This window comes from Achromobacter sp. GQ309, assembly GCF_059759315.1.
Map to the genome: position 1 here is coordinate 334,799 of NZ_JCAXDP010000002.1, position 25,202 is coordinate 360,000.

Below are 25,202 nucleotides of genomic sequence, written 5' to 3' on the forward strand. Positions count from 1 at the left end.
TCAGGCCAGGTCGAAGACCAGCACTTCGGCGTCCTTGCCGTCCGACACCTCGACGCTGGCGGCGTCGGTGATCGCCACGGCGTCGCCGGCATTCAGCGCGGCGCCGTTGACCGTCACGCTGCCGCGGGCCACGTGGACCCAGGCGCGGCGGCCGGCAGCCAGCGGCAGCGAGGCCGACTCGTCGCCGTCGAACAGACCGGCGTACAGACGGGCGTCCTGATGGATCGTCATCGATCCGTCAGCGCCGTCGCCCGTCACCAGGGCTTGCAGACGGCCGCGCTTTTGCTCATCGCTGAAGGCGCGCTCTTCGTATTCCGGCGCGATGCCGGTCACGTTCGGCTCGATCCAGATCTGCAGCATGTGCGTTTCGGCATCGGGACGCGGGTTGAACTCGGAGTGCATCACGCCGCGGCCGGCGCTCATGCGCTGGACGTTGCCCGGCTGGATTTCCGAACCGCTGCCCATGCTGTCCTTGTGGGCGATGGCGCCGTCCAGCACGTAGGTGATGATCTCCATGTCCCGGTGGCCGTGCGTGCCGAAGCCGCGGCCGGCCGCGATGCGGTCGTCGTTGATGACACGCAGCGCGCCGAAGCCCATGTGAGCCGGGTCGTAGTAGTTGGCAAAGGAGAAGGTGTGGAACGAATCAAGCCATCCGTGGTTGGCATGACCCCGTTCTGCAGCGCGGCGAATCGTAAGCATCTTGAACTCCTGTTTCAATAATATGAATGATCAGGGGGTGCATCCTGGCTGGCTTTCTGCCTTGCCGTTTGTCTGCATCCCCGGCATGAGTGGTATTCTGCGCGCCTTGCCCCTCGGTTTTGGCGCTATATTTTGATGACTTCGTTCAAATTATTTGAATACCCACATTTCGCGCTCTGACATGCAGCCCATCACCCCGGAACTTCTTGTCCTTGTCGACGCGATCGCACGCCACGGCAGCTTTGCCAAGGCGGCGCGCGAACTGGGCAAGGTGCCCTCCGCCGTCACCTACTCCATCCGCAAGCTCGAAGACGGCTTGGACGTGCTGCTGTTCGACCGCTCGGGGCACCGCGCGCTGCTGACCCCGGCGGGCGAAGCGCTGCTCAAGGATGGGCGGCATCTGTTGCAATCGCTGGACGAGCTGGCCAGCCGGGTCAAGCGCATTGCCACGGGATGGGAAGTGCAACTGCGCATCGCCGTCAGTGCCGTGATTCCGTGGCGGCCCATCTACGACCTGATCGACGAATTCCATGCGGTGGGCAGCGCCACGACGCTGCGCTTTAGCACGGAAGTGCTGAGCGGCAACTGGGATGCCTTGACCTCCGGCCGCGCCGACCTGGTGATCGGCGCGGGCGCGGCGGGCGAACCCACGGGCCCGTATCGTTCACAAGCGATCGGCGTGATGCAGTTCGGATTCTGCGTGGCGGCGAATCACCCGCTGGCCTCATTGCCGCAGCCGCTCAGCCGCGCGGACATCACGCGTTACTGCGCCGTGGTGATTGCCGATACCTCGCGCAACCTGCCCGTGCAGTCGCGCGGCATCCTGTCGGAGCAGCCGACGCTGGTGATGCCGTCGATGCAGGCCAAGATCGACGCGCAGGTGCGCGGCCTGGGCTGCGGCTATCTGCCGCTGACGCTGGCCGCGCCTTACCTTGCGCAAGGGTTGCTGGTGGTGTGCGAAACGGATGAAGGCATGTCCCTGACGGAACACGTGGCGTACGCGTGGCGGGCGGAGCCGCCCGGCGAGGCCATGAAGTGGTGGCTGCAGAAACTGAAGTCGCCGCGCCTGTGCGAAAGCCTGCTCGGCTTGTAGGCCGGCCCGAGCCCACATGCGCTCGGGTCCGGCGTCCGGAACCGGCCCACTGCCGGGCCGGCGCCGGATCGGTTACTCGTCTTCGATACCCAGCTCGCGCAGCTTGCGCGTGATGGTGTTGCGGCCGATCCCCAGGCGCGAGGCGGCTTCCACGCGACGGCCCCGGCTGGCATCCAGCGCGCTTTGCAGCAGGATCTTCTCGAACTGGCGCGTCAGTGTCGCCATGACTGCGGGTTCGCCGCGCTCCAGTCGGTACTGCGCATCGCGCAGCAGCGAATCCTGCCAATTGCGCGGCGCGCCGTCCTCAGCCGGTTCCGCAGCGTAGGCGCCCGACTGCACCACCGTACCCACGCCAGCCGTCGGCGTTGCGGACCGCATGGGCGCGGATCCGGGCTGCGGCTGATGTTCCATGGCCCGGATTTCAGGCGGCAGGTCGATACGATCCACTGTCTGGCCCGGCGCCATCACCGTCAGCCAGTGGCAGAAGTTTTCCAGCTGGCGCACGTTGCCCGGGAAGTCGAACTTGGTCAGCACGGCCAGCGCCTCGGGCGTCAGCCGTTTGACGGGCACGCCCAGCGTGCGCGCACTGGCGGTCAGGAAGTGCTGAGCCAGCGCGGGAATATCCTCGACCCGCTCGCGCAGCGGCGGCAGCCGCAGGCGGATCACGTTCAGGCGGTGAAACAGGTCTTCGCGGAAGAGGCCCTGCTCGACCCGCTGCTCCAGCGGCTGGTGCGTGGCGGCCACGATGCGCACGTCCACGCGCACGGGCTGCGCGCCGCCGACGCGGTAAAAGCTGCCCTCGGCCAGCACGCGTAGCAGTCGCGTCTGCAACTCGATCGGCATGTCGCCGATTTCGTCCAGGAACAGCGTGCCGCCATGCGCCTCTTCGAAGCGGCCGCGGCGCAGGTTATTGGCGCCCGTGAATGCGCCGCGCTCGTGGCCGAACAGTTCGGCCTCCAGCAGATCGCGCGGGATGGCCGCGGCGTTCAGCGCCACGAACGGGCCGCTGGCGCGCACGCCGTGGCCGTGCAGCGCGCGGGCCACGAGTTCCTTGCCGGTGCCGGACTCGCCGGTGATCAGGACGGTGACCTTGGACTGCGCCAGCCGGCCGATCGCGCGAAAGACTTCCTGCATGGCGGTGGACGACGATTGCGTCATCATCCAGCGCTCGTTGTTCTGCGCCGCTTCGCCCTGCCCGTCCGGGCTTTCGGGTTGGGCCGATTCCTGCATGGCGCGCTGGATCAGCGCGACGGCCTCGTTCACGTCGAACGGCTTGGCCAGATAATCGAACGCGCCGCCCTGGAAGGCGGAAACGGTGCTGTCCAGATCCGCAAACGCGGTCATCACGATGACCGGCAGACCGGGATGCCGCTCTTTCAGTTGGCGCAACAGCTCCAGGCCGTTGCCGCCGGGCATGCGGATATCCGACACCAGCGCCACGGGCGTTTCACGCGAAAGCGCCTCGAGCACGTCGGCCGATTGGGAAAAGCTGCGGGTGGGGACGCCAGCGCGGGCCAGGGCCTTTTCGAGGACCCAGCGGATGGCCTGGTCGTCGTCGACGATCCATACGGGTTTCATCAGTTTGCGGGCTCCATCGGGAGGACCAGGCGAAACTCGGTGCGCCCCGGTCGGGATTCAAATTCGATGATGCCGCCGTGCTGTTGCACGAAGTCCTGCGCCAGGCTCAAGCCCAGGCCGGTACCGCCAGCCCTGGCCGTGACCAGCGGGTGGAAGATGCGGTCACGGATGTGGTCCGGCACGCCCGGACCGTTGTCGATGATGGACAGCACGAGCGCCAGGCGGTGCTGCCGGTGCGCCAGCATGACCTGCCGCGCTACGCGGGTGCGCAGCGTCACCACGCCGGGTTCGGTCTGCGGGCCTTGCGGACGCGCCACCAGTTCCTGCGCGGCGTTGCGCGCCACGTTGAGCACGGCCTGCATCAGGCGGGCGGCGTCGCCCTTCAGGTCCGGCACCGAGGCGTCGTAGTCGCGCTGGATCGTGACGTCGTTGCGGAACTCGGCCTGGATCAGCGCGCAGACGCGCTCGCAGATTTCATGGATGTTCACCGGCCGCGCATTGAGCGGCACACGTTGCGGGCCGCTCAGGCGGTCCACCAGCGCCTGCAGGCGGTCGGCTTCGGAAATGATGACCTGGGTGTATTCGGCCAGGGCTGCGCTGGGCAGCTCGGCTTCCAGCAGTTGCGCGGCGCCGCGCAGCCCGCCCAGGGGATTCTTGACTTCATGCGCCAGGTTGCGCAGCAGTTCGCGGTGGGCTTCGATCTCGTCCACCAGCCGGTGGTTGCGGTCGGCCAGCACGCGCTGCTCGATTTCGCGGGTCTCGATCAGCACCGGCCAACGCTGGCCGGTCAGTCCCACGGTGGTCACGGCGACTTCCACGGATTCGGCGGCGCGGCGCAACGAGGCCAGTTGCCTCACGTCGGCGTACCTGCCGCCCGCGGCGCGGTCGATGGATGACTGGATATTCTCGGGGTTGTCGAACAGGGTGGCGGCGGAATGCCCGCCCAGTTGCTTGCGCGAGCGGCCGAACAGGTCCTCGGCGGCGGCGTTGGCGTATTCGATGTGGCCGCGCTCGTTGACCAGGAAGACTGACGTGGCTAGCAGATCGAGAGCTTCAACATTCATTTTCAACGTACCCGAATGGACAGGGGAAAGCGGAACGCGTCCGCGACGGGCGCGCCAACCCGGCGCCCTGCCCGCCGGCGCGGGGCCGGGCGGGCAATTCGTCGGGCGGCTACCTGGTGGTGCGCGTGGTGTGTAAGCCGTGCTTCTGCCTACCTCATCGCGCTCCCCCCAGCCACGGCCTCAAACCATCAGAGGCTGTAGTACATGTCGAATTCGACCGGGTGCGTCGTCATGCGCAGACGCGTCACATCGGCCATCTTCAGGTCGATGTAGGCGTTGATCATGTCGTTGCTGAACACGCCGCCACGGGTCAGGAACTCGCGATCCTTGTCCAGGGATTCCAGCGCTTCTTCCAGCGAGGCGCAGACGGTCGGGATCTTCGCGTCTTCTTCCGGCGGCAGGTCGTACAGGTTCTTGTCGGCCGGATCGCCCGGGTGGATCTTGTTCTGGACGCCGTCCAGGCCGGCCATCATCAGGGCCGAGAAAGCCAGGTACGGGTTGGCCAGGGGGTCCGGGAAGCGCGCTTCGACGCGGCGGCCCTTCGGGTTACCGACGTACGGAATGCGGATCGAAGCCGAACGGTTGCGGGCCGAGTAGGCCAGCTTCACGGGCGCTTCGAAGTGCGGGACCAGACGCTTGTACGAGTTCGTGCCCGGGTTGGTGATGGCGTTCAGGGCTTTGGCGTGCTTGATGATGCCGCCGATGTAGTACAGGGCGAATTCGGACAGGCCGGCGTAGCCGTTGCCCGCGAACAGGTTCTGGCCGTCCTTCCAGATGGACTGGTGGACGTGCATGCCGGAGCCGTTGTCGCCAACGATGGGCTTGGGCATGAACGTGGCGGTCTTGCCGTAGGCATGGGCCACGTTGTGCACGACGTACTTGACGATCTGGGTCCAGTCGGCGCGCTGCACCAGCGTGCTGAACTTGGTGCCGATTTCGAGCTGGCCGGGAGCAGCCACTTCGTGGTGATGCACTTCAACCGGCACGCCCATCTGTTCCATCAGCAGGCACATTTCCGAACGCATGTCCTGGAACGAATCGACCGGCGGAACGGGGAAGTAGCCGCCCTTCACGCCCGGACGGTGGCCGGTGTTGCCACCTTCGAATTCCAGGCCGGTCGACCACGGGGCTTCTTCGGACTTGATCTTGACGAACGTGCCCGACATGTCGGTGTTCCAGGTCACGCCGTCGAACACGAAGAATTCGGGTTCCGGACCGAAGTAGGCGGTGTCGCCCAGGCCGGAGGACTTCAGGTAGGCTTCAGCGCGCTTGGCCAGCGAGCGCGGGTCACGGTCATAGCCCTTCAGGTCCGACGGTTCGACCACGTCGCACGACAGGATCAGGGTCGGCTCTTCGCGGAACGGATCCAGGTTGGCGGTGGCGCAGTCGGGGATGAGGAGCATGTCGGAGGCTTCGATGCCCTTCCAGCCCGGGATCGACGAACCGTCGAAAGCCTGCCCGCTTTCCAGCTTGTCTTCATCGATAGCGGTGGTGGGCACGGAAACGTGGTGCTCACGGCCAACCGTATCGGTAAAGCGGAAATCCACGAATTTCACTTCGTTATCGGCGATCTGTTTCAGGACGTCTTTCGGGCTTGCCATGTCATCTCCATTAGATAAAAGGGTCGAGGGCTTTGCCCGTCGACTGGCATAAAAGAGGGAAGCAATAAGCGTGCCAGGTTTAGCCCCGGTATTCCCGGGGGGAGGTACGTCAGTCTTGGGGCAATGTAGCACCATAGTGGTGCAAAAGATGGGGCATGATCGCCCCATCTTGGTGCTTGCACCTTACAGGAACATTTCCTGAAGGTCATTGAGGAAGCGCCAGCCCAGGGGCGTCGCGCGCAGGCGCGTGGGATCGGCGTCGAGCAGGCCCCGTTTCGAGGCTGCCTCCAATTGGTGCGCAATGACGGCAAGCGACAAACCGGTGCGTTCATTGAACGCCGTAGCCGCCACGCCGTCCTTCAGGCGCAGGGCGTTGAGCATGAACTCGAACGGCAGCTCGTCCGGCCCGACCTGCCGGCTCTCGGCCAGATGGCTGCCGTCGCGCGCCATGGCGGCCTGCATCCACGAATCCGGACTGCGCAGCCGCGCTTCGCGCACGATGCGGTCATGAAACGAGAGCTTGCCGTGCGCGCCGGGGCCGATGCCCAGGTAGTCTCCGAACTCCCAGTAATTCATGTTGTGGCGGCAGCGGGCGCCCGGTTTGGCGTAGGCCGATACTTCGTAGCGCGCAAGTCCCGCCGCCGCCAGCTCGGCTTCCACCGCGTCCTGCATGGCGGCGCTCGTGTCGTCGTCCGGCAAGTCTTCAGGCGGAAACTTCGCGAAGACCGTGTTCGGCTCCATCGTCAGGTGATACAGCGACAGGTGCTCGGTGCCGAACGAAATCGCCTGCCGCAGATCGGCCGTACAGGCCTCCAGCGTCTGGCCGGGCAAGGCGAACATCATGTCCAGATTGACGCGGGCTGCCGCCTGCTGCGCCATCTCGATGGCCGCGCGCGCCTGGTTGGCATCGTGAATGCGGCCCAGCTTCTTCAACTGCACATCGTCAAAGCTCTGGATGCCCAGCGAGAACCGCGTGACGCCGCTGGCCGCATAGTCACGGAACCTGCCCGCCTCGGCCGTGCCGGGGTTGGCCTCCATCGTGATTTCGGCATCAGGCCACAGGTTCAGGTACGCCCGCAGCATTGCCAGCAGCTCGTCCAGGCCGGCCACCGACAACAGGCTGGGCGTGCCGCCGCCGATGAAGACGGAAATGACCTGCCTGCCCCAGATGGACGGCAGCGACTGCTCGAGGTCGCTGCGCAGCGCATCCAGATAGGCGCGTTCGGGAATCTCGCCCGGCGCGGCGTGCGAGTTGAAATCGCAGTACGGGCACTTGCGCACGCACCACGGCACGTGGACGTAGACCGACAGCGGCGGCAGGCTGGTCAGCGTGGCGCCTGCGGGAACAACGAGGCGCGACTTGGTCGCGCCCATATCGTTGCGGATGGGAATGGTGATGGACATGCGAAAAAATTCCTGGCGCCTTGGCGGCGCCTTGGTCAAGCGTGGCTCAGCTTGCTGAGCAGCTCGCGCAGCGCCCGGGCGCGATGGCTGACCCGGTTCTTTTCGTCGGGATCCAGCGACGCGGCGGTCAGCGCCATGTCGGGCAGGTAGAAGTGCGGATCGTAGCCAAAGCCGTTGGCGCCTTCGGGCACGTCGATGATCTCGCCGTGCCACAGGCCTTCGCCGATCAGCGGACGGGGGTCGTTCTCGGAACGCACCAGCGCCAGGACCGCCACATACCAGGCGCTGCGGTCGGCGACGGACGCCAGATTGCGCACCAGCAGTGCGTTGTTGGCTGCATCGGACTTTTCGCCGCCGTTCATCTTGGCATAGCGCGCCGAATACACGCCCGGCGCGCCGTCCAGCGCGGCCACGCACAGGCCCGAGTCGTCCGCCAACGCGGGCAATCCGGTCAGGCGACTGGCATGGCGGGCTTTGGCCAGCGCGTTTTCCACGAACGTGACGTGCGGCTCTTCGGCTTCCGGCACGCCGAGGTCGCCCTGCGGCACCAGCTCGATGCCCAGCGGCGCGAACAAGGCGGAAAACTCGCGCAGCTTGCCGGCGTTATTGGACGCCAGGACAACACGGCGCAGGGAGTCGGGAATCTTGGGGGAAGTCATAGGCCGGATTGTATAGGGCGAGGCCGGCGGCGGGCGGGCATCCCACGATGTTGGCGTGGGTACCACGTACGTGAGAATTCGTTGTTGACACGGATGTAACAGCGACTGAAGATTGCACGTCACGACATGGCGCAACAACGCAGACATAATTTGTTGTCAATATGACCGATCTTGTCACTGATCGTATCTCAATGCCCCGGCGATGAACTCCATTCACGCTTTGCCACGGCCCGCCGCGGCCCGCGCTCCGCTCAATCCTCCCGGCGGCGCGCCCGCGCACGCCAGCCTGGCTGGCATTCTGCGCGAAAGATTATTGCGGCCGCGCTTCCAGCCTGTGGTCGACCTGTCGCACAGCCGCATTTACGGCCACGAAAGCCTCATCCGCGGTCCCGCCGACACCCCCCTGCACTTTCCCGACGCCCTGTTCGCCGAAGCGCGACGCCAGGGGCTGCACCCGCAGCTTGAACTGGCCAGCTTCCGCGCGGGCGCACGCGGGTTCGAACAGAACGACGCTGCGGGCAAGCTGTTCCTGAACCTGTCCGGCTCCGCCCTGCTCCATTACTGGACCCTCTGGGGCCACGACATGCCAGGCAGGCTGCTTAAGGACTGCGCGCTGGAACCGGCCAGCATCGTCGTCGAACTGACCGAGCAGGATCCGCTGTCGGACCGCATGGGCGAACTGCACAACGCCTTTGCCTGCCTGCGCGAGGCCGGCATGCGCATCGCGCTCGACGACTACGGCGTCGGTAATTCCAACCTGCAGCTCTGGGCCGAAACCCAGCCCGAGCTGGTCAAGATTGACCGCTATTTCTTTGACGGCATCGGCCACGACGAGCGCAAGCAGAACATGGTGCGTGCCATCCTGAAGGTGGCGCAGCACCTGGGCACGTCGGTCATCGCCGAAGGCATCGAAACCGCCGAGGACCTTGCCGTCGTGCGCGAGCTGGACATCCGCTACGCGCAGGGCTGGTTCCTGGGGATGCCCGACGAAACCCTGCTGACCGAACTGACCCCGCCCCTGCGCGACTCGCTGCGCTCGCGCACGTCGGCGCCGGTGTCGCAGCGCGCCGCCGGCGGCACGGCCATCAGTCTGCGGGTCGAGGCCCCCGCCGCGCTCCTGACCAAGCACACCAACGACGACGTACATCGCCTCTTCATCGAGCACAAGAACCTGCACGCGGTGGCAGTGGTCGATGCCGACAACCGGCCGGTCGGCATCATCAACCGGCGGGACTTCTCCGAACACTACGCGCAGCGCTACACGCGCGAGCTCTTCGGCCGCGACGCCTGCTCGACCTTCATGAACGCCGAGCCGGTGCTGGTGGACGTGAACGTGTCGATCGACCAGCTGAGTCACGTGCTGATTTCCGAGGACCAGCGCTACCTGATGGACGGGCTGATCATCACGCGCGACGGCCGCTATGACGGCCTGGCCACGGGCGAAACCCTGGTGCGCTCGGTGACCGAGATGCGTATCGAGGCGGCGCGCTACGCCAATCCACTGACGTCCCTGCCCGGCAATATCCCCATCAGCCGGCACATTGCCACGCTGCTGGAAGACGCCGCGGACTTCACGATCTGCTACGGGGACCTGAACAACTTCAAGCCCTTCAACGACGTCTACGGCTACTGGCGCGGCGACGACATGATCATGCTGACCGCCGACGTCATCAAACGCCATTGCGACCCGCAGCGCGATTTCGTGGGGCATGTGGGCGGCGACGACTTCGTGGTGCTGCTGCGCAGTCCGGACTGGATGACGCGCATCGAGCGCATCATTGCCGAATTCAACGAGGGCGCCATGGCCCTGTACGACGAACAGGGCCGCCGCAACGGGGGCATCGAGGCCGAAGACCGTTACGGCGTGCCGCGCTTCTTTCCGTTCGTGACGCTGGGCGTGGGCGCCCTGACCGTCACGCCCTCGTTATGCGAGCGCATCCGCCCTGAGGACATCGCCTCGGCGGCTGCCCATGTCAAGCACAAGGTCAAGCACGGGAACCTGTCGCTCGTGGCCGAGCGCTACACGGGCGCCATCCTGCCGCAGCTCACCGGCTGAGGCTTCGCGCGCCGCCGCCTGCGCGCCCTCTGCAATCTGGAATTTGGCCACGGCCCGGCGCAGTCCCTGCGCCTGGGCTTCCAGCGCCGCCGCAGCGGCCGCCGTCTGTTCGACCATGGCGGCCGTTTCCTGCGTGGACCGCTCGATATCGGCCACCGCATCGTTCACCGAGGCAATGCCGGACGCCTGTTCGGCGGTGGCGCTGGAAATCTCGTTCACGATCTGCGTCACACGGTCCACGGAAGCCACCATATCGCGCATGGTGTCGCCCGCCAGGTTCACGTGACGCACGCCCGCATCCACGCGCGCGGCCGAGTCTTCGATCAGGCCCTTGATCTCGCGCGCCGCCTGGGCGCTGCGCTGCGCGAGCGACCGCACTTCCCCCGCCACGACGGCAAAACCCTTGCCCTGCTCGCCCGCGCGCGCCGCTTCCACGGCCGCGTTGAGCGCCAGGATGTTGGTCTGGAACGCAATGCTGTCCACCACGCCCACGATCTCGCCGATGCGCCGCGCGCTGTCGGCGATGCCCTGCATGCTGTGCACCACTTCGTCGACGGCCTGGCCGCCGCGCTGCGCCAACTGCGTCGCGCTGACCGCTTGCCGGCTGGCCAGGTCCGCGTTGCCGGCGGTCATTTGCACGGTGTGCGCCAGCTGCGTCATGTTGGCCGACGCTTCCTGCAGCGAGCCCGCCTGCCGGGCCGCGCGGTCCGACATGTCCGCGCCGCCGGCCGCGATTTCGCCGGCGCCGGTATGGATCTCTTCGACGCCCAGGCGCACCGACGCGACCGCGGTCGACAGCCCTGTTTGCATCCGGCGCATGGCCGAATACAGCACGCCGATCTCGTTGTCGCCGCGCTGCGTGATCGCGCCGGTCAGATCGCCGTCCGCGATGCGGTCAAAGTGCGCCCCCGCCTCGTTCAGCGGCCACACGATGCTGCGGCGGAATCCCAGCCGGATCAGGATCGCCAGCACCAGGACGAAACCCAGCACGGCGGCCGCCACCACGATCACACGCTCCAGGGTGCGGCTTGCGCCGGCCACCGCCTCCTGCCCGTGTTCGCGGGCGTAGGCTTGGTAGGCCTCGACCTGCTTCACATAGCCCGCGCCACTGGCGGGCAGCGCCTTGTCCGTCAGCCGGTTGACCTCGATGCCGTTCCAGCCCTGGATCGCCTTGCTCATCGGCGCAAGCGTCTGGTCCGCAAAGGCGGCATAGGCCGTCAGCACCTGGCCGAACAGCGGCGCGCCCTGGGCACTGTCGTCGGGATTGGCGCGCAGGCGCGCCAGACTGGCGGCGGCCTGCTTGAGCAGCCCATCGGCCTGGGCCAGCGACGCGTTGCGCGCGTCTTCCAGCCCGCCTTCCATCGCCGTCTTGGCGTCGGTCAGCGCCGCGCGCGCCTGAAACAGCCGGCTGGTCATATCCGCGAGATCACTCGCCCTTTCGATGCTGCCCCGGCCCAGGGCCTCGATATCGGCGCGGTTGTCGCGCAAGACCGTGATACCCGCCGCCGCAGCGACAGCGAACAGCACGACGAACAACGCAAGAATGGCCGATAGCGCCGTCGTGACTCTCAGATTTTTCCGCATATCCATCCGTGTATAGCCTTGGCCGCCTTCGCGGCAGTGCCACGGATTATGGAGATGCAGTTTGGCAATTTCTTGACACAACCTTGGCGGAAACATGACGCACAGCGGTCATGAAGGTGCGCTTTTGCGTTCAGGAACCCCGTATTAATGATTCGTGAATTGGCACCTGGCCGCCCTTGCGGCACATTCGATCCTGTACCGAACCATTCCTTCACATAGAACAGTCAGCCACATGCACCAAGCCTCCCACGCCTACCAGGACATCCGCGAAGCCGTGCGCGACCTCTGCGCGCAATTCCCCTCCGAATATTTCCGCAAGGTCGACGAAGAGCGCGGCTACCCCGAGGACTTCGTCCGCGCCCTCACCGAAGCCGGCTGGCTGGCGGCGCTGATCCCGCAGGAATACGGCGGCTCGGGCCTGGGGCTGACCGAAGCCTCGGTCATCATGGAAGAAATCAACCGCAGCGGCGGCAACTCCGGCGCCTGCCACGGCCAGATGTACAACATGGGCACGCTGCTGCGCCACGGCTCCGAAGCCCAGAAGCGAGAATACCTGCCCCGCATCGCCGCCGGCGAACTGCGCCTGCAGTCGATGGGCGTCACCGAACCCACCACCGGCACCGACACCACCAAGATAAAGACCACCGCCGTCAAGCGCGGCGACCGCTATGTCATCAATGGGCAGAAGGTCTGGATCTCTCGGGTGCAGCATTCGGACCTGATGATTCTGCTGGCGCGCACCACGCCGCTGGATCAGGTCACGCGCAAGTCCGAAGGCATGTCGATCTTCCTGGTTGACCTGCACCACGCGGTCAAGCACGGCATGTCGATCCGCCCGATCCCCAACATGGTCAACCACGAGACCAACGAGCTCTTCTTCGACAACCTGGAAATCCCCGAAGAAAACCTGATCGGCGAAGAAGGCAAGGGTTTCAAGTACATCCTGGATGGCCTGAACGCCGAGCGCACGCTGATCGCCGCCGAGTGCATCGGCGACGGCTACTGGTTTGTCGACAAGGTCACCGCCTACGCGAAGGAACGCGTGGTGTTCGGCCGCCCCATCGGCCAGAACCAGGGCGTGCAGTTCCCCATTGCGCGCGCGCACATCAACGTCGAAGCGGCCAGCCTGATGCGCTACGAGGCCTGCCGGCTGTTCGATGCCCACGAGCCCTGCGGCGCCCAGGCCAACATGGCCAAGCTGCTGGCGGCGGACGCATCCTGGGAAGCCGCCAACGCCTGCCTGCAGTTCCATGGCGGCTTCGGCTTTGCCAATGAATACGACGTCGAACGCAAGTTCCGCGAGACGCGCCTTTACCAGGTGGCGCCCATCTCGACCAACCTGATCCTGTCGTACGTCGCCGAACACATCCTGGGCCTGCCCCGCTCCTTCTGACACGCCATTTTCCGACATGACCGCAGACAAAGACACCCCGCACCTGAGCGCCGAACTCGCGGCCTTTGCCGCCAACCTGCGCTACGAAGACATTCCCGCCCCGGTGCTGCGCCGCGCCGAAGACCTGCTGCTCGACTGCCTGGCCTCCATCCTGGCCGGCGCGTCGGCCCGCGCAGTCCAGGCGATCGACCGCTATGCCGTCGCGATGGGGCCGGCGGATGGTCCCAGTGAAGTCCTGATCACCCGCCGCCGCACCACGCCGCTCTTTGCCGCCATGGTCAACGCGGCCGCCGCGCACGTGGTCGAACAGGACGACGTGCACAACGGCTCGGTCTTTCACCCGGCGGCCGTGGTGTTTCCGCCTGCCCTGGCCGTGGCGCAGTCGCTGGGCTCCTCGGGCCGCGATCTGCTCACCGCCGCCGTGGCCGGCTACGAGGTCGGCATTCGCGTCGGCGAGTTTCTGGGCCGCTCGCACTACAAGATCTTCCACACCACCGGCACGGCTGGCACGCTGGCCGCCGCGGTCACCACTGGCCGGCTGCTGGGCCTGTCCCCTGAACAGATGCTGCACGCGCTGGGCTCGGCCGGCACGCAAGCGGCGGGTCTGTGGGAATTCCTGCGCGACGCCGCCGATTCCAAGCAATTGCACACCGCCAAGGCGGCCGCAGACGGCATCACCGCGGCTTACTTGGCGCGCGAAGGGTTCACCGGCGCGCGCCACATCCTGGAAGGCCCGCAGGGCATGGCGGCCGGCATGTCCACCGACGCCGACCCCAGCCGGCTGTGCGACCGCCTGGGACAGCGCTGGGCGCTGGCCGAAACCTCGTTCAAGTTCCATGCCTCGTGCCGCCACACGCATCCGGCCGCCGACGCGCTGCAGCAGGCGCTGCGCGACAACCACCTGACCGAGGACGACGTCGAACGCGTCGTGGCGCACGTCCACCAGGGCGCCATCGACGTTCTTGGTCCGGTTGTGAATCCGCAGACCGTCCACCAGTCGAAGTTTTCGATGGGCACGGTGCTGGCGCTGATCGCGCGACAAGGCCGCGCCGGTCTGGCGGAATTTGACGCGGGCCTCGACGACCCGGGCGTCGCCGCCTTCCGCGGGAAAGTGGAAATGGCGCTCGACCCCGAAGTCGACGGCGCCTACCCGCAACGCTGGATCGGCAAGGTCACGGTGTACACCCGCGACGGCCGCGTGCTGCATGGCCGCGTCGACGAACCCAAGGGCGACCCGGGCAACACGCTCAGCCGCCCCGAAATCGAGGACAAGACGCTCAGCCTGGGCAGGTACGCCGATGCGGCGACGGAACAGGAACTGCGTGGATTGATTGCGACGATCTGGGGGCTTGAAAAAGTAGGCAAGGTGGAGGCGCTGTTGCCGAAGTAACTCGCGAATGCCTGAAACTCAGGCACAAAAAAAGCCGCATCTGCGGCTTTTTTTGCATTGTGGCTACGCTGCAAGTGTCTGCGGCAGAAGTCTGACACCCTGCGGGCACATCCGTCAGTTGCTGCAGGTGCCTGACACCTTACAGACACATCCATCAGCTGGCGGTTATCTCACTAAGGTGTCAGACACCGGATTCGCACGACGGACCAGGCGCCACACAGCTCACGCCAGCGCGGCGCGCTGGGCCTTCACCAGGTTGGCAATCCCGTTTTCCGCCAGCACCAGCATCGTGTCCAGCTCAGCCCGCGTGAACGTCGCGCCCTCGCCCGTGCCCTGCACTTCCACGAATGCGCCGCTGCCCGTCATGATGACGTTCACGTCGGCGTCGCAGGCCGAATCTTCCGGGTAGTCCAGATCCAGCACCGCCTGGCCGTTGACCAGGCCCACCGACACCGCAGCGACGGCGTCGCGGATCGGATTGGTGGCCAGATCGCCACGTTTCATCAGCAGACCAACCGCGTCGGCCGCCGCGACCCAGGCGCCCGTGATGCTGGCGCAGCGCGTGCCGCCGTCGGCCTGCAGCACGTCGCAATCAAGGTGCAGCGTGCGTTCGCCCAGCGCCTTCATGTCGAACACCGCCCGCAAACTGCGTCCGATCAGGCGCTGGATCTCCTGCGTGCGGCCGCTCTGCTTGCCGCGCGCGGCCTCGCGGTCGCCGCGCGTGTGCGTGGCCCGCGGCAACATGCCGTATTCAGCCGTTACCCAGCCTTCGCCCTTGCCCTTCAGAAAAGGCGGTACCTTGTCCAGGACGCTTGCCGTGCAAAGCACATGGGTGTCGCCCGCCTTCACCAGCACGGAGCCTTCGGCGTATCGCGTAAAGCCACGCTCCAGGCTGAACGGACGCAATTGGTCGGCGGCGCGGCCCGACGGCCGGACATTCGTGGGGATGGTGGTCACAACTGGCTCCAGACTTGGCTTAGATTCGCGGCATTGTACGGGCAGGCGTCACAAGACAATCTCGCTTGGAGTATCCTGCCGCGATGTATCCGGTTGAAAACACAGACCCGCTGCCCAGGACCTGGGCGCCGCGGGCCCCGGCGCAACCGGCTCCTATTCCAAGAATCACCAGGACACGCACACCATGATCCGCAGCATGACCGCCTTCGGCAACGCCCGAGCAGACTTAGAACAAGGCACTCTCGCCATAGAACTGCGCAGCGTCAACAGCCGCTTTCTCGACCTGTATTTCCGTCTTCCCGACGAACTGCGCCACGTGGAAACGCCCCTGCGCGAGCTGCTGACCACCAACCTGGCCCGCGGCAAGGTCGAAATCCGCGTGTCCTTCACCCGTGCGGCCAACGCCGACCTGTCCAAGCTGGATCCCGCCTGGCTCGACAGCCTGGCCGAACAGCTGCAGGCCGCACGCCGCATCATTCCGGACATCGCGTCCCCGCGTCTGGCCGAACTGTTCAACTGGCCCGGCCAGCGCGGCAACGACGCCCTGGACCCGCAGATCTGGGGCGCCGCGTGCCTGCAGGCCGCGCAGCAGGCCCTGACCCAGCTTCAGGAAGGCCGCGAGCGCGAAGGCGAACGCCTGGCCGGCATGATGCGCGAATGCGCCGATGGCGTCGCGCGCGTCGTGGACGTCGTGCAGGCGCATCTGCCGCAATTGCTGGCTGACCACCGCGAGCGCCAGGCCGCCAAGCTGCGCGAAAGCGTCGAATCCGCATTCCCCGGCGGATTCACGCACATTTCCGGCGCGGAACTGTCCGAACGCCTGTCGCAGGAAGCCAACCTCTTTGCCCTGCGCATCGACGTGGCCGAAGAACTGTCCCGCCTGCGCTCGCACCTGGAAGAACTGCGTCACCTGCTGTCCGACGGCGGCGGCAAGCCCGCGGCCGGCAAGAAGAACGCCGGCAGCGCGGGCAAGCGCCTGGATTTCCTGTTCCAGGAAATGAACCGCGAAGCCAACACGCTGGGTTCCAAGGCCGGCAGCATGGAAGTCACCCGCGCCGCCATGGACCTGAAGCTGCTGATCGAGCAGATGCGCGAGCAGGCGCAGAACATCGAGTAAGGGGCGCGGCGCCCGCGGGGGTTGCTACCCCCGCCTGGCGGCCACCCTGTTAGCGGCTCTCGCCCGTCGCCGGCTCGCCCCGCAGGGCCGAATCCAGGTATTCGCTACGGGCGCGCGCGTCCGGAAAACGCATGTCGCGATAGCTGACAAAGCGCGATCCGCGCGTCAGGCGGTAGCCGGCCCAGATCAGCAAAAAGAGCGGAATGCCGATGTAGGTGGCGACCACGCCGCCCCACTGGATCTTGTCCTCCAGGAACGCCTGGTAGTTCTGACCCAAGGTGATGATCAGGCACAGCACGAACGCGAAGATCGGACCGAAGGGGAAGAACGGGGACACATACGGCAGATCCGCCAGGCTGTTGCCCTGCTTCACGTAACCCCGCCGGAACCGGTAATGGCTGATGGCAATGCCCAGCCACGCAATGAACCCGGTCATCCCCGACGTATTGAGCAGCCAGATATAGACGTCGTTGGGACTGAAAAGGAAGGTGAAAAAGCACAGCGCCGCGACGACGGTGGTGGCCAGCAGCGCCCACAGGGGCACGCCGCTACGCGAAATCCGGCCGAAGATCCGCGGCGCCTTGCCTTCGCGCGCCAGGCTGTAGAGCATGCGCGTGGCCGCATACATGCCCGAATTGCCGGCGGACAGCACCGACGTCAGCACCACGGCGTTCATCACGGAGGCCGCACCCAACAGTCCCGCGCGTTCGAAGATCAGCGCGAACGGGCTGACGCTGATGTCCTCGACATCGTTGCGCAGCAGGTGCGGGTCGGTATAGGGAATCAAGAGGCCGATGACCAGGATCGCCGCCACGTAGAACAGCAGAATGCGCCAGAACACCTGGCGCACCGCGCGCGGCAGATTGCGGGCCGGATCCTTGGATTCTCCTGCGGCAATGCCGATCAGTTCGGTGCCCTGGAACGAAAATCCCACCACCATCGCCACGCCGATCAGCGCAGCAAAGCCGCCTGCGAAGGGCGCGTCGCCCACCGTCCAGTTGGCCAGCCCGCCCGTCTCGCCACCGCGGATGATGCCCAGCAGCATCATCACGCCCATGGTGACGAAGGCCAGCACCGCAATCACCTTGATCAGCGCAAACCAGAATTCGGCCTCGCCGAACCCGCGGGCGGACATCGCGTTCAGTCCGAAAGTGATGGCCAGGAACAGCGCGCTCCAATAGAAGCCGGGCACGTCGGGAAACCAGTACGCCATGACGAGCTGCGCCGCGACCAGGTCGACCGCCACCGTCACCGCCCAGTTGTACCAATAGTTCCACCCGAGCGCGAAGCCGAAGCCGTCTTCGACATAGCGCGCGCCATAGGTCGAGAACGAACCGGACACCGGCATGGCGGCCGCCAGTTCGCCCAGGCTGGTCATCAGGAAATAGACCATGATGCCGATCAGCACATAGCCCAGCAGCGCACCGCCGGGGCCGGCCTTGGCGATGGTCGCGCCCGACGCCACAAAGAGTCCGGTGCCGATGGACCCGCCGACCGCGATCATGGTCAGGTGGCGCGCCGACAGCGTGCGCCGCAATTCGGACGGCCTGTCCGCCTGCGCGTTGCGCGTGCCGCCTGAGCGACGGTCATCGTGTTCCGATGGTGCCAAAATGCGTTCCTTCACGTCTGGATGGCGCTCGCGCAATTCGCTGCGAACGCCCTGGGATTACCGAGCAACGCGCGAGAATAGCGCAATCGGCCCCGACATGAAAAATGGCCGGGAGCTGGGGACGGATTCGCCCCGGAGCCCTCCCGGCAGCGGCCGTCTTATTGAAACGCCGTTTCCATGAACGTGCGCAGCTTGCGCGAATGCAGCCGCTCCGGCGGCATGTCGCGCAGCCGCTCCAGCGCCCGGATGCCGATTTCCAGATGCTGGTTGACCTGACGCCGGTAAAAAGCGCTGGCCATGCCGGGCAGTTTCAATTCGCCGTGCAGCGGCTTGTCCGACACGCACAGCAAGGTGCCGTAAGGCACCCGGAAACGGAATCCGTTGGCCGCGATCGTGGCCGATTCCATGTCCAGCGCAATCGCGCGCGACTGGGCAAAGCGTTCCACCAGATCGACGTGGTCGCGCAACTCCCAGTTGCGGTTGTCGATTGTCGCCACGGTGCCCGTGCGCATGATGCGCTTCAGGTCCCAACCGGACAGCCCGGCCACTTCTTCGACCGCCTGCTCCAGCGCCACCTGCACTTCCGCCAACGCCGGCACGGGCACCCAAGTGGGCAGATCGTCATCCAGCACGTGGTCTTCACGGACATAGCCGTGCGCCAGGACGTAGTCGCCCAGGCGCTGGGAATCTCGCAGGCCGGCGCAATGGCCAAGCATCAGCCACGCGTGCGGACGCAGCACGGCGATGTGGTCGGTGATCGTCTTGGCGTTAGACGGCCCGACGCCGATGTTGACCAACGTGATGCCGGAGTGATCGCCGCGCACCAGGTGGTAAGCCGGCATCTGCGGCAAGCGCACGGCCTGGGCCTCGTCGCCCGGACCGCTTTCGCCGCGGCGCGTGATGCGGTTGCCGGGCTCGACCAGCATTTCGTAGTCTTCGTTGCCGCTGGACATCAGGGCGCGGGCCCGGGCGCAGAACTCGTCGACATAGAACTGGTAGTTGGTGAACAGCACGAAATTCTGGAAGTGCGTGGGCGCCGTCGAGGTGTAGTGCTGCAGCCGGTGCAGCGAATAATCCACGCGCTGCGCGGTAAACGGCGCCAGCGGCTTGGGTTCGCCTTCCTTGCCGCGCCACGATCCGTTCACGATGGCGTCGTCGGTGACCGCCAGATCCGGCACGTCGAACAGGTCGCGCAGCGGGCGCTTGAGCGCCTCGAGGTGCTCGCCTTCCACGTAGGCGCCCTCGGGAAACGCGAAATGCAGCGGAATCGGGGAATCCGACTCGCCCACTTCGACCGCCACCCGATGGTTCTGCAACAACTGGCCGATCTGCTCGATCAGGTAATCGCGAAACAGGACCGGCTGTGTGATGGTGGTCTGGTAGTAACCCGGTTCGGCCACGTGACCATAGGAAAGCCGGGTGTCGATGGGATCGTAGGTTTCCACGACGATGCGGATGGCCGGGTAGTAGGCGCGGAATCGCGCGCTGCCATTGCCCGTGCCCTTCAGGACCTCGCGAAACGCGGTACGCAGGAACGCCGTATTGCGCGCATAGATTTCCGCCAGCCGGTCTACGGCGGACAACGCGTCCTGGAAGGGTTCAAACGGCAGGGCCTCAGGCCGGTTCATGGACGACAAAGGGTGTACTGCGTTCATCATTGAGCTTTACTCCGCCTTCTTATCTGTCTTTTCTGGCATCGGCTTTGCGCAACGGCAATACCGAGGGCCGATGCGGTCGATTATGCCCGAGGCGTTGGGCAATGAAATGTCATCAGGGCCGCCGTCGTGGCTATCGCACACAACGGCCCGCGCGTACGCGATTTCTGATGAGCCTGTTACGTGGCGCGGTGGGCGCACGGTAACAACAGGCCGGCGATTATGCTGCATTGCACTACAAATGTAATGAAACATTATTACACTATAATCTTGAGGCGTTTCTTGCTTTCTGCCTGGAAACCGCTCCCCTTTCCGCCGGCTTGCCTCATAGGCAAAGCCATGCCGCCCACTCCGATTTCTGAAGTGACGTAATGACGCCGCCCACGCGAAAGTTTCGCTTTACCCAATTCCGCACGCCCGCATTTCTGTCAGCGCCCCTGCTGGCCCTGACGCTCTCCTGGATTCCTGGCGCCGCCCAAGCCTCGCTGGCCGCCGAACAAGCCCGCCCCACCCTCAGCGGCTTAAGCCTTGCGCAAGAGCCCACCGTCCTGACGCTGCGCGAGCGCGTCGTGCAGGCCGGCCTGGAGGCCATCGGCACGCCCTACAGCTGGGGCGGCGATGACGCCGACGGCTTCGATTGCAGCGGGCTCGTCCTGTATGTCTACCGCGAAATCGCGGGCCTGGAGCTGCCGCGCACCGCGCGCGCCCAGCGCAGCGAAGGCAAGACCGTGTCCGCCAAGAAGGAACTGCGCCCCGGTGATCTGGTGTTCTTCGCCACCCGTGGACGCGGCGTCACCTCGCACGTCGGCATCTATATTGGCCAGAACAAGTTCGTTCATGCCCCCCGCCGCGGCACCAAGGTGCGCGTCGACGACATGAAGACGGCCTACTGGTCCAAACGTTACCTGGGCGCCCGCGCCTATCTGGATACCCCGCCCAAGCAACTGCTTGCTCAGGCCTCGCGCTAAGCGCAAGGCCGGCGGACGGCGCCCGGCGGGCGCCTGGGGATGAACGCAAAAACGCCGGCACGCTTGTGCCGGCGGTTTCGTTCCTTAAATGACGCTCAGCCTCGACCCACGAACGGCATGTTGGTGGCCATGAGCGTCATGAATTGCACGTTGGCGTCCAGCGGCAGACGGGCCATTGCGGCCACGGCCTGCGCTACGTGCGCAACGTCCATGCGCGGTTCGACCTTGGTGCTGCCATCGGCCTGCAGGATGCCGGCAGCCATGCGCTCAGTCATTTCCGTGGCAGCGTTGCCGATATCGATCTGGCCGCATGCAATGTTGTACGCTCGGCAATCCAGGGAGATCGACTTGGTCAGCCCGGTCACCGCGTGCTTGGTGGCGGTATAGGCAATGGAAAACGGCCGCGGCGCGTGCGAGGAAATCGAGCCGTTGTTGATGATGCGGCCGCCTCGCGGGTTCTGCGCTTTCATGATGCGGATCGCAGCCTGCGCGCACAGGAACATGCCCGTCAGGTTGGTGTCGACGACTTCGCGCCACACGGCAACCGGCAATTCCTCGATCGGCACGGCCGGCGCGCCGCGCCCGGCGTTGTTGAACAGCACGTCCAGGCGGCCGTATTCGCGCTGGGCGGTATCGAAGAGATCGCGGACTGCCTGCTCGTCGGATACGTCCGTGGGCACGACGAGTGCCCGCAGACCGTCTTCCCCGGCAGCCGTCCGGGTGGCTTCCAGGGGCTCACGCCGGCGGCCCGCCAGCACGACCCGGTAACCCTGCGCCAGGAATTCCAGCGCGACTGCGCGGCCAATGCCGGTGCCGGCGCCCGTAACCAGGGCGACGCGGGGCGGATCGATCTCGTTCGTGTTCATCGGATTCTCCGTCTTATGAATGCGCGAAATCCTACCCGAATCGTCTTACGGATGCTGCAAGCGAAGGTTCCAGGCGCGACACACTTTCTACATTCCCGCCAAAGGGATGACCAGCCCGTCGTGCCCCGCACACGGCGGGCCGGCCGCCTGGGTTCAACGTCGGCCCGACACGGATTCACGCGTTGCCGGAGCGCGCGGCCAACCGCGCGATTTGCTATTCTTCGAGTCTCAGCATCACAGCCGGTCACATTCATTCATGCACGCCACTCCCGGAAACGTCTTCATGGTCGTCGCGCCCAGCGGCGCCGGCAAGTCCAGCCTCGTGAAGGCCCTGCTTGCCCAGGACTCCTCCATCCTGCTTTCCATTTCCTGCACGACGCGCGCGCCCCGCCCCGGCGAAGAAGACGGCCGCGAGTACCGGTTCGTGTCGATCGACGATTTCAAGCGCATGCGCGAAGCGCAGAACCTGCTGGAATGGGCCGAAGTCCACGGCAATTTCTATGGCACGCCCCGCGACCGCATCGACGAGGCGACCAGCCAGGGACGTGACGTGCTGCTGGAAATCGACTGGCAAGGCGCGCGCCAGGTGAAGCAGCGTTTTCCGCGCGCGATCGGCATTTTCGTGCTGCCCCCGTCCATCGACGAGCTCGAAAGCCGCCTCAAGGCGCGCGGCCAGGACGAGCCCCAAGTCATCGCCCGCCGGCTGATGGCCGCAGGCGGCGAAATCGCCCATGCGCCTGAATGCGAATATGTTATTATTAATCAAGAATTTAGCGTAGCCCTGTCGGAGCTGACCCAAATCGTCAGCGCCGCACGGCTGCGTTTTTCGTCTCAGGCCGCCCGTCACGCCGAGTTGTTTGCGCAACTTGGCATCCCGGCTGAACACTGAGCCGAACGCATTCTCCCCATCATCCATCAGCACCAGGTGTCCTAATGGCTCGCATCACTGTCGAAGACTGTCTGAATCAAATCCCCAATCGTTTCAAGCTCACGCTGGCCGCGACCTACCGCGCCCGTGAATTGGCGCAAGGCCACGCCCCGCGCCTGGACAGCAAGGACAAGCCCACGGTCACGGCCCTGCGCGAAATCGCTGGCGGACTCACCGGCGTGGAAATGCTGCGTAAAGTTCCCACCTGATACGCTCCGGGGGGCTGCAAGCATGGCTTTTCCCGGGCTGAAGTACGCTTCATCTGGTCTGCTTGCCGCACTACGTGCCGGCTCCCGTCTCGGGCGCCGCACGGGCAAGAAAGACAAGAATTCCCCCACGCCACCGTCCGTCGCCGCGCAAGAAGCGGCGGACGCGACCGGATCCCCGGTCGCCTCGCTGGCGCCGCTGACCGAAATCATCGGCAGCTATCTCGACAAGAATGATGTAGAGCGCGTGCGCGAAGCCTACCGCTTTGCGGACCAGGCGCACCTGGGCCAGTTCCGCGCCAGCGGCTCGCCCTACATCTCTCATCCCATCGCCGTCACCGAAATCTGCGCGGGCTGGAAGCTCGACGTCAACGCGCTGTCTGCCGCCCTGCTGCACGATGTGATGGAAGACCAGGGCATCGCCAAGCACGAGCTGGCCGAGAAATTCGGTCCGGAAGTCGCCGAGCTGGTCGATGGCCTGTCCAAGCTGGACCGCCTGGACTTCGCCACCAAGGCCGAACAACAGGCAGAGAGCTTCCGCAAGATGCTGCTGGCGATGGCGCGCGACGTGCGCGTCATCCTCATCAAGCTGGCCGACCGGCTGCACAACATGCGCACGCTGGACGCGGTCAATCCCGAAAAGCGCCGCCGCATCGCCCGCGAAACCTTGGACATCTATGCGCCCATCGCGCATCGGCTCGGCCTGAACCTGCTGTTCCGCGAACTGCAGGACCTGTGCTTTGCCGCGATGCACCCGAACCGCTACCAGGTGCTGTACAAGGCCGTCCTGGCTGCGCGCGGCAATCGCCGCGAGGTCATCACCAAGATCGCCGACTCCGTACGGGCCGCCCTGCCCGCCGCCGGCATCGAGGCCGAAGTCAGCGGCCGCGAAAAGACGCTGTTCGGCATCTACCGCAAGATGGTCGACCAGAAAAAGTCCTTCTCGGACGTGCTGGACATCTACGGTTTCCGCATCGTGGTCCACACGCTGCCCGAGTGCTATCTGGCGCTGGGAACGCTGCATCAGCTGTTCCGCCCGGTGCCCGGCAAGTTCAAGGACTACATCGCCATCCCCAAGGTGAACGGCTATCAGTCCCTGCACACGACGCTGGTCGGCCCCTACGGCACGCCGGTCGAGTTCCAGTTCCGAACGCGCGACATGCACCACGTCGCCGAGGAAGGCGTCGCCTCGCACTGGCTGTACAAGGGCGCGGACCTGACGCTCAACGATCTGCAGAAGCGCACGCACCAGTGGCTGCAATCGCTGCTGGACATCCAGAGCCAGACCGGCGATTCAGGCGAATTCCTCGAGCACGTCAAGGTCGACCTGTTCCCGGACGCCGTGTACGTTTTTACGCCGCGCGGCAAGATCATTTCGCTGCCCCGCGGCGCCACGCCCGTCGACTTCGCCTACGCGATTCACACCGACATCGGCAATCAGGCCGTCGCGGCCAAGGTCAATGGCGAGTTCGTGCCGCTGCGCACCGAACTGAGCAGCGGCGACACCGTGGAAATCGTCACGTCGCCGGCCTCGCGCCCCAATGCGCAATGGCTGAACTATGTGCGCACCGGCCGGGCGCGTTCTGAAATCCGCCACTACCTGCGTACCGTCAAGTACGAAGAGTCGGTGGCCTTCGGCGAACGCTTGCTGGCCCAGGCAATGCAGGAATTGCACATGCCTTTGCCCGCCACCGACGACCCGGGCTGGCAAAAGCTGGCGCGCAGCACCGGCGCCAGTTCGCGCGAGGAAATTTTGGCCGACATCGGACTGGGCAAGCGGCTTGCCGCAGTGGTTGCCCGCCGCTTTGCGCCGGAGCACCAACTGGTCGCCACCACGGCCGCCGCGGTCGACGAACTGACCTCGGCGCGCAGCGCCCCCATCCTGATCCAGGGCAACGAAGGCCAGGCGGTGCAGCTGGCGCCTTGCTGCGGTCCGCTGCCCGGCGATCCCATCGTGGCCGGAATGCGCATGGGTCACGGCCTGGTGGTGCACACGGCCGATTGCCCCGTCGCGTTGCGCCAGCGCCTGCGCGAACCCGAGCGGTGGATCAACGTGGGCTGGGACGCGCAGACCGCCAAGCATCTGGCGACGCGTCTGGACATCGTCACGCGCAATGAACGCGGCGTGTTGGGACGGCTGGCAGCGGAAGTCACCGCCGCCGACGCCAATATCATGCATGTCACGATGCACGACGACGCCGTGTCCACCGTGTCGCTGCACCTGACCATCCAGGTCGACAGCCGCAAGCATCTGGCCCAGGTCATCCGCGCCATCCGGCACGTGCCGCAGGTGCAGAAGATCGTCCGCGTGAAGGGCTGAGGCCCTCCTTTCCGCGCACACCAAAAAAGGCGTCCGGCCACAAGCCGGACGCCTT

19 protein-coding genes and 1 pseudogene are annotated in these 25,202 nt (G+C 65.7%); 9 read left to right on the forward strand and 11 right to left on the reverse strand.

All coding sequences use genetic code 11. The features are described 5' to 3' along the window. Window positions 1-699: a pirin family protein gene (locus AC6CIE_RS06830; RefSeq protein WP_498091769.1), complete on the reverse strand. Its 699-nt coding sequence runs from the start codon at window positions 697-699 to the stop codon at window positions 1-3. A 181-nt stretch (window positions 700-880) separates the two neighbouring features. Between AC6CIE_RS06830 and AC6CIE_RS06835 the strand changes: the two genes are divergently transcribed. Next, entirely contained in the window at window positions 881-1,792 is a 912-nt protein-coding gene (locus AC6CIE_RS06835; RefSeq protein ID WP_175121665.1) for a LysR family transcriptional regulator, read from the forward strand. 72 nt (window positions 1,793-1,864) lie between these two features. Here the strand turns inward: AC6CIE_RS06835 and ntrC are convergent, their stop codons facing one another. The 5 genes from ntrC to rdgB form a co-directional block, all read right to left on the reverse strand. Next, window positions 1,865-3,370: a nitrogen regulation protein NR(I) gene (gene ntrC / locus AC6CIE_RS06840; RefSeq protein WP_498091771.1), complete on the reverse strand. Its 1,506-nt coding sequence runs from the start codon at window positions 3,368-3,370 to the stop codon at window positions 1,865-1,867. Further along, window positions 3,370-4,434, reverse strand: a complete 1,065-nt coding sequence (gene glnL / locus AC6CIE_RS06845) for a nitrogen regulation protein NR(II) (protein ID WP_056560977.1) — start codon at window positions 4,432-4,434, stop codon at window positions 3,370-3,372. The genes ntrC and glnL overlap by 1 nt, the downstream gene beginning before the upstream one ends. 188 nt (window positions 4,435-4,622) lie before the next feature. After that, complete coding sequence (gene glnA, locus AC6CIE_RS06850; protein WP_175136605.1) at window positions 4,623-6,035, reverse strand: type I glutamate--ammonia ligase; 1,413 nt, start codon at window positions 6,033-6,035, stop codon at window positions 4,623-4,625. Between the two features lie 183 nt (window positions 6,036-6,218). After that, window positions 6,219-7,439 carry a radical SAM family heme chaperone HemW gene (hemW, locus tag AC6CIE_RS06855; RefSeq protein WP_498091773.1) on the reverse strand — a complete coding sequence of 407 codons (1,221 nt, stop codon included), beginning with the start codon at window positions 7,437-7,439 and terminating at the stop codon, window positions 6,219-6,221. Between the two features lie 35 nt (window positions 7,440-7,474). After that, window positions 7,475-8,098, reverse strand: coding sequence for an RdgB/HAM1 family non-canonical purine NTP pyrophosphatase (rdgB, locus tag AC6CIE_RS06860; RefSeq protein ID WP_175121668.1), 624 nt, complete (start codon window positions 8,096-8,098; stop codon window positions 7,475-7,477). A gap of 202 nt (window positions 8,099-8,300) precedes the next feature. Here rdgB and AC6CIE_RS06865 point away from each other — a divergent pair, with 202 nt between their 5' ends. Further along, window positions 8,301-10,154, forward strand: coding sequence for an EAL domain-containing protein (locus AC6CIE_RS06865; protein WP_255595646.1), 1,854 nt, complete (start codon window positions 8,301-8,303; stop codon window positions 10,152-10,154). 150 nt (window positions 10,155-10,304) lie between these two features. Here the strand turns inward: AC6CIE_RS06865 and AC6CIE_RS06870 are convergent. Continuing rightward, window positions 10,305-11,834: pseudogene (locus AC6CIE_RS06870) on the reverse strand (methyl-accepting chemotaxis protein); the annotation flags it as partial. A gap of 136 nt (window positions 11,835-11,970) precedes the next feature. On the opposite strand from AC6CIE_RS06870, the gene AC6CIE_RS06875 reads away from it, so the two are divergent. Together AC6CIE_RS06875 and AC6CIE_RS06880 are read left to right on the forward strand one after the other, a co-directional pair. Beyond that, complete coding sequence (locus AC6CIE_RS06875) at window positions 11,971-13,131, forward strand: acyl-CoA dehydrogenase family protein (RefSeq protein ID WP_105238791.1); 1,161 nt, start codon at window positions 11,971-11,973, stop codon at window positions 13,129-13,131. A gap of 16 nt (window positions 13,132-13,147) precedes the next feature. Then, a complete protein-coding gene (locus AC6CIE_RS06880) occupies window positions 13,148-14,521 on the forward strand; it encodes an MmgE/PrpD family protein (protein ID WP_498091775.1) in 1,374 nt (457 codons plus the stop codon). A 222-nt stretch (window positions 14,522-14,743) separates the two neighbouring features. Here the strand turns inward: AC6CIE_RS06880 and rph are convergent, their stop codons facing one another. Then, window positions 14,744-15,478 (reverse strand): ribonuclease PH, encoded by a 735-nt coding sequence (gene rph, locus AC6CIE_RS06885; RefSeq protein WP_175136609.1) that lies wholly within the window; start codon window positions 15,476-15,478, stop codon window positions 14,744-14,746. Window positions 15,479-15,662: 184 nt separating this feature from the next. Here rph and AC6CIE_RS06890 point away from each other — a divergent pair, with 184 nt between their 5' ends. Next, the gene (locus AC6CIE_RS06890; RefSeq protein WP_498091777.1) at window positions 15,663-16,595 is read left to right on the forward strand and encodes a YicC/YloC family endoribonuclease; all 933 of its coding nucleotides are present in this window, start codon (window positions 15,663-15,665) and stop codon (window positions 16,593-16,595) included. Between the two features lie 49 nt (window positions 16,596-16,644). On the opposite strand, the gene AC6CIE_RS06895 is transcribed toward AC6CIE_RS06890, so the two are convergent. Further along, a complete protein-coding gene (locus tag AC6CIE_RS06895) occupies window positions 16,645-18,204 on the reverse strand; it encodes an amino acid permease (protein ID WP_175121672.1) in 1,560 nt (519 codons plus the stop codon). Between the two features lie 158 nt (window positions 18,205-18,362). Then, a complete protein-coding gene (locus tag AC6CIE_RS06900) occupies window positions 18,363-19,862 on the reverse strand; it encodes an AMP nucleosidase (RefSeq protein WP_370633028.1) in 1,500 nt (499 codons plus the stop codon). 368 nt (window positions 19,863-20,230) lie between these two features. Between AC6CIE_RS06900 and AC6CIE_RS06905 the strand changes: the two genes are divergently transcribed. Next, a complete protein-coding gene (locus AC6CIE_RS06905) occupies window positions 20,231-20,827 on the forward strand; it encodes a C40 family peptidase (RefSeq protein ID WP_175121673.1) in 597 nt (198 codons plus the stop codon). A 95-nt stretch (window positions 20,828-20,922) separates the two neighbouring features. On the opposite strand, the gene AC6CIE_RS06910 is transcribed toward AC6CIE_RS06905, so the two are convergent. Next, the gene (locus tag AC6CIE_RS06910; protein ID WP_175121674.1) at window positions 20,923-21,693 is read right to left on the reverse strand and encodes an SDR family oxidoreductase; all 771 of its coding nucleotides are present in this window, start codon (window positions 21,691-21,693) and stop codon (window positions 20,923-20,925) included. A gap of 256 nt (window positions 21,694-21,949) precedes the next feature. Between AC6CIE_RS06910 and gmk the strand changes: the two genes are divergently transcribed. From gmk to AC6CIE_RS06925, 3 genes are read left to right on the forward strand one after another with little or no spacing between them, the layout of a single operon-like run. Then, a complete protein-coding gene (gene gmk, locus AC6CIE_RS06915; RefSeq protein ID WP_175121675.1) occupies window positions 21,950-22,582 on the forward strand; it encodes a guanylate kinase in 633 nt (210 codons plus the stop codon). Between the two features lie 44 nt (window positions 22,583-22,626). After that, window positions 22,627-22,830 (forward strand): DNA-directed RNA polymerase subunit omega, encoded by a 204-nt coding sequence (rpoZ, locus tag AC6CIE_RS06920; RefSeq protein ID WP_006219679.1) that lies wholly within the window; start codon window positions 22,627-22,629, stop codon window positions 22,828-22,830. 22 nt (window positions 22,831-22,852) lie between these two features. Further along, window positions 22,853-25,147: a RelA/SpoT family protein gene (locus tag AC6CIE_RS06925; RefSeq protein ID WP_175121676.1), complete on the forward strand. Its 2,295-nt coding sequence runs from the start codon at window positions 22,853-22,855 to the stop codon at window positions 25,145-25,147. Window positions 25,148-25,202: the final 55 nt, after the last annotated feature.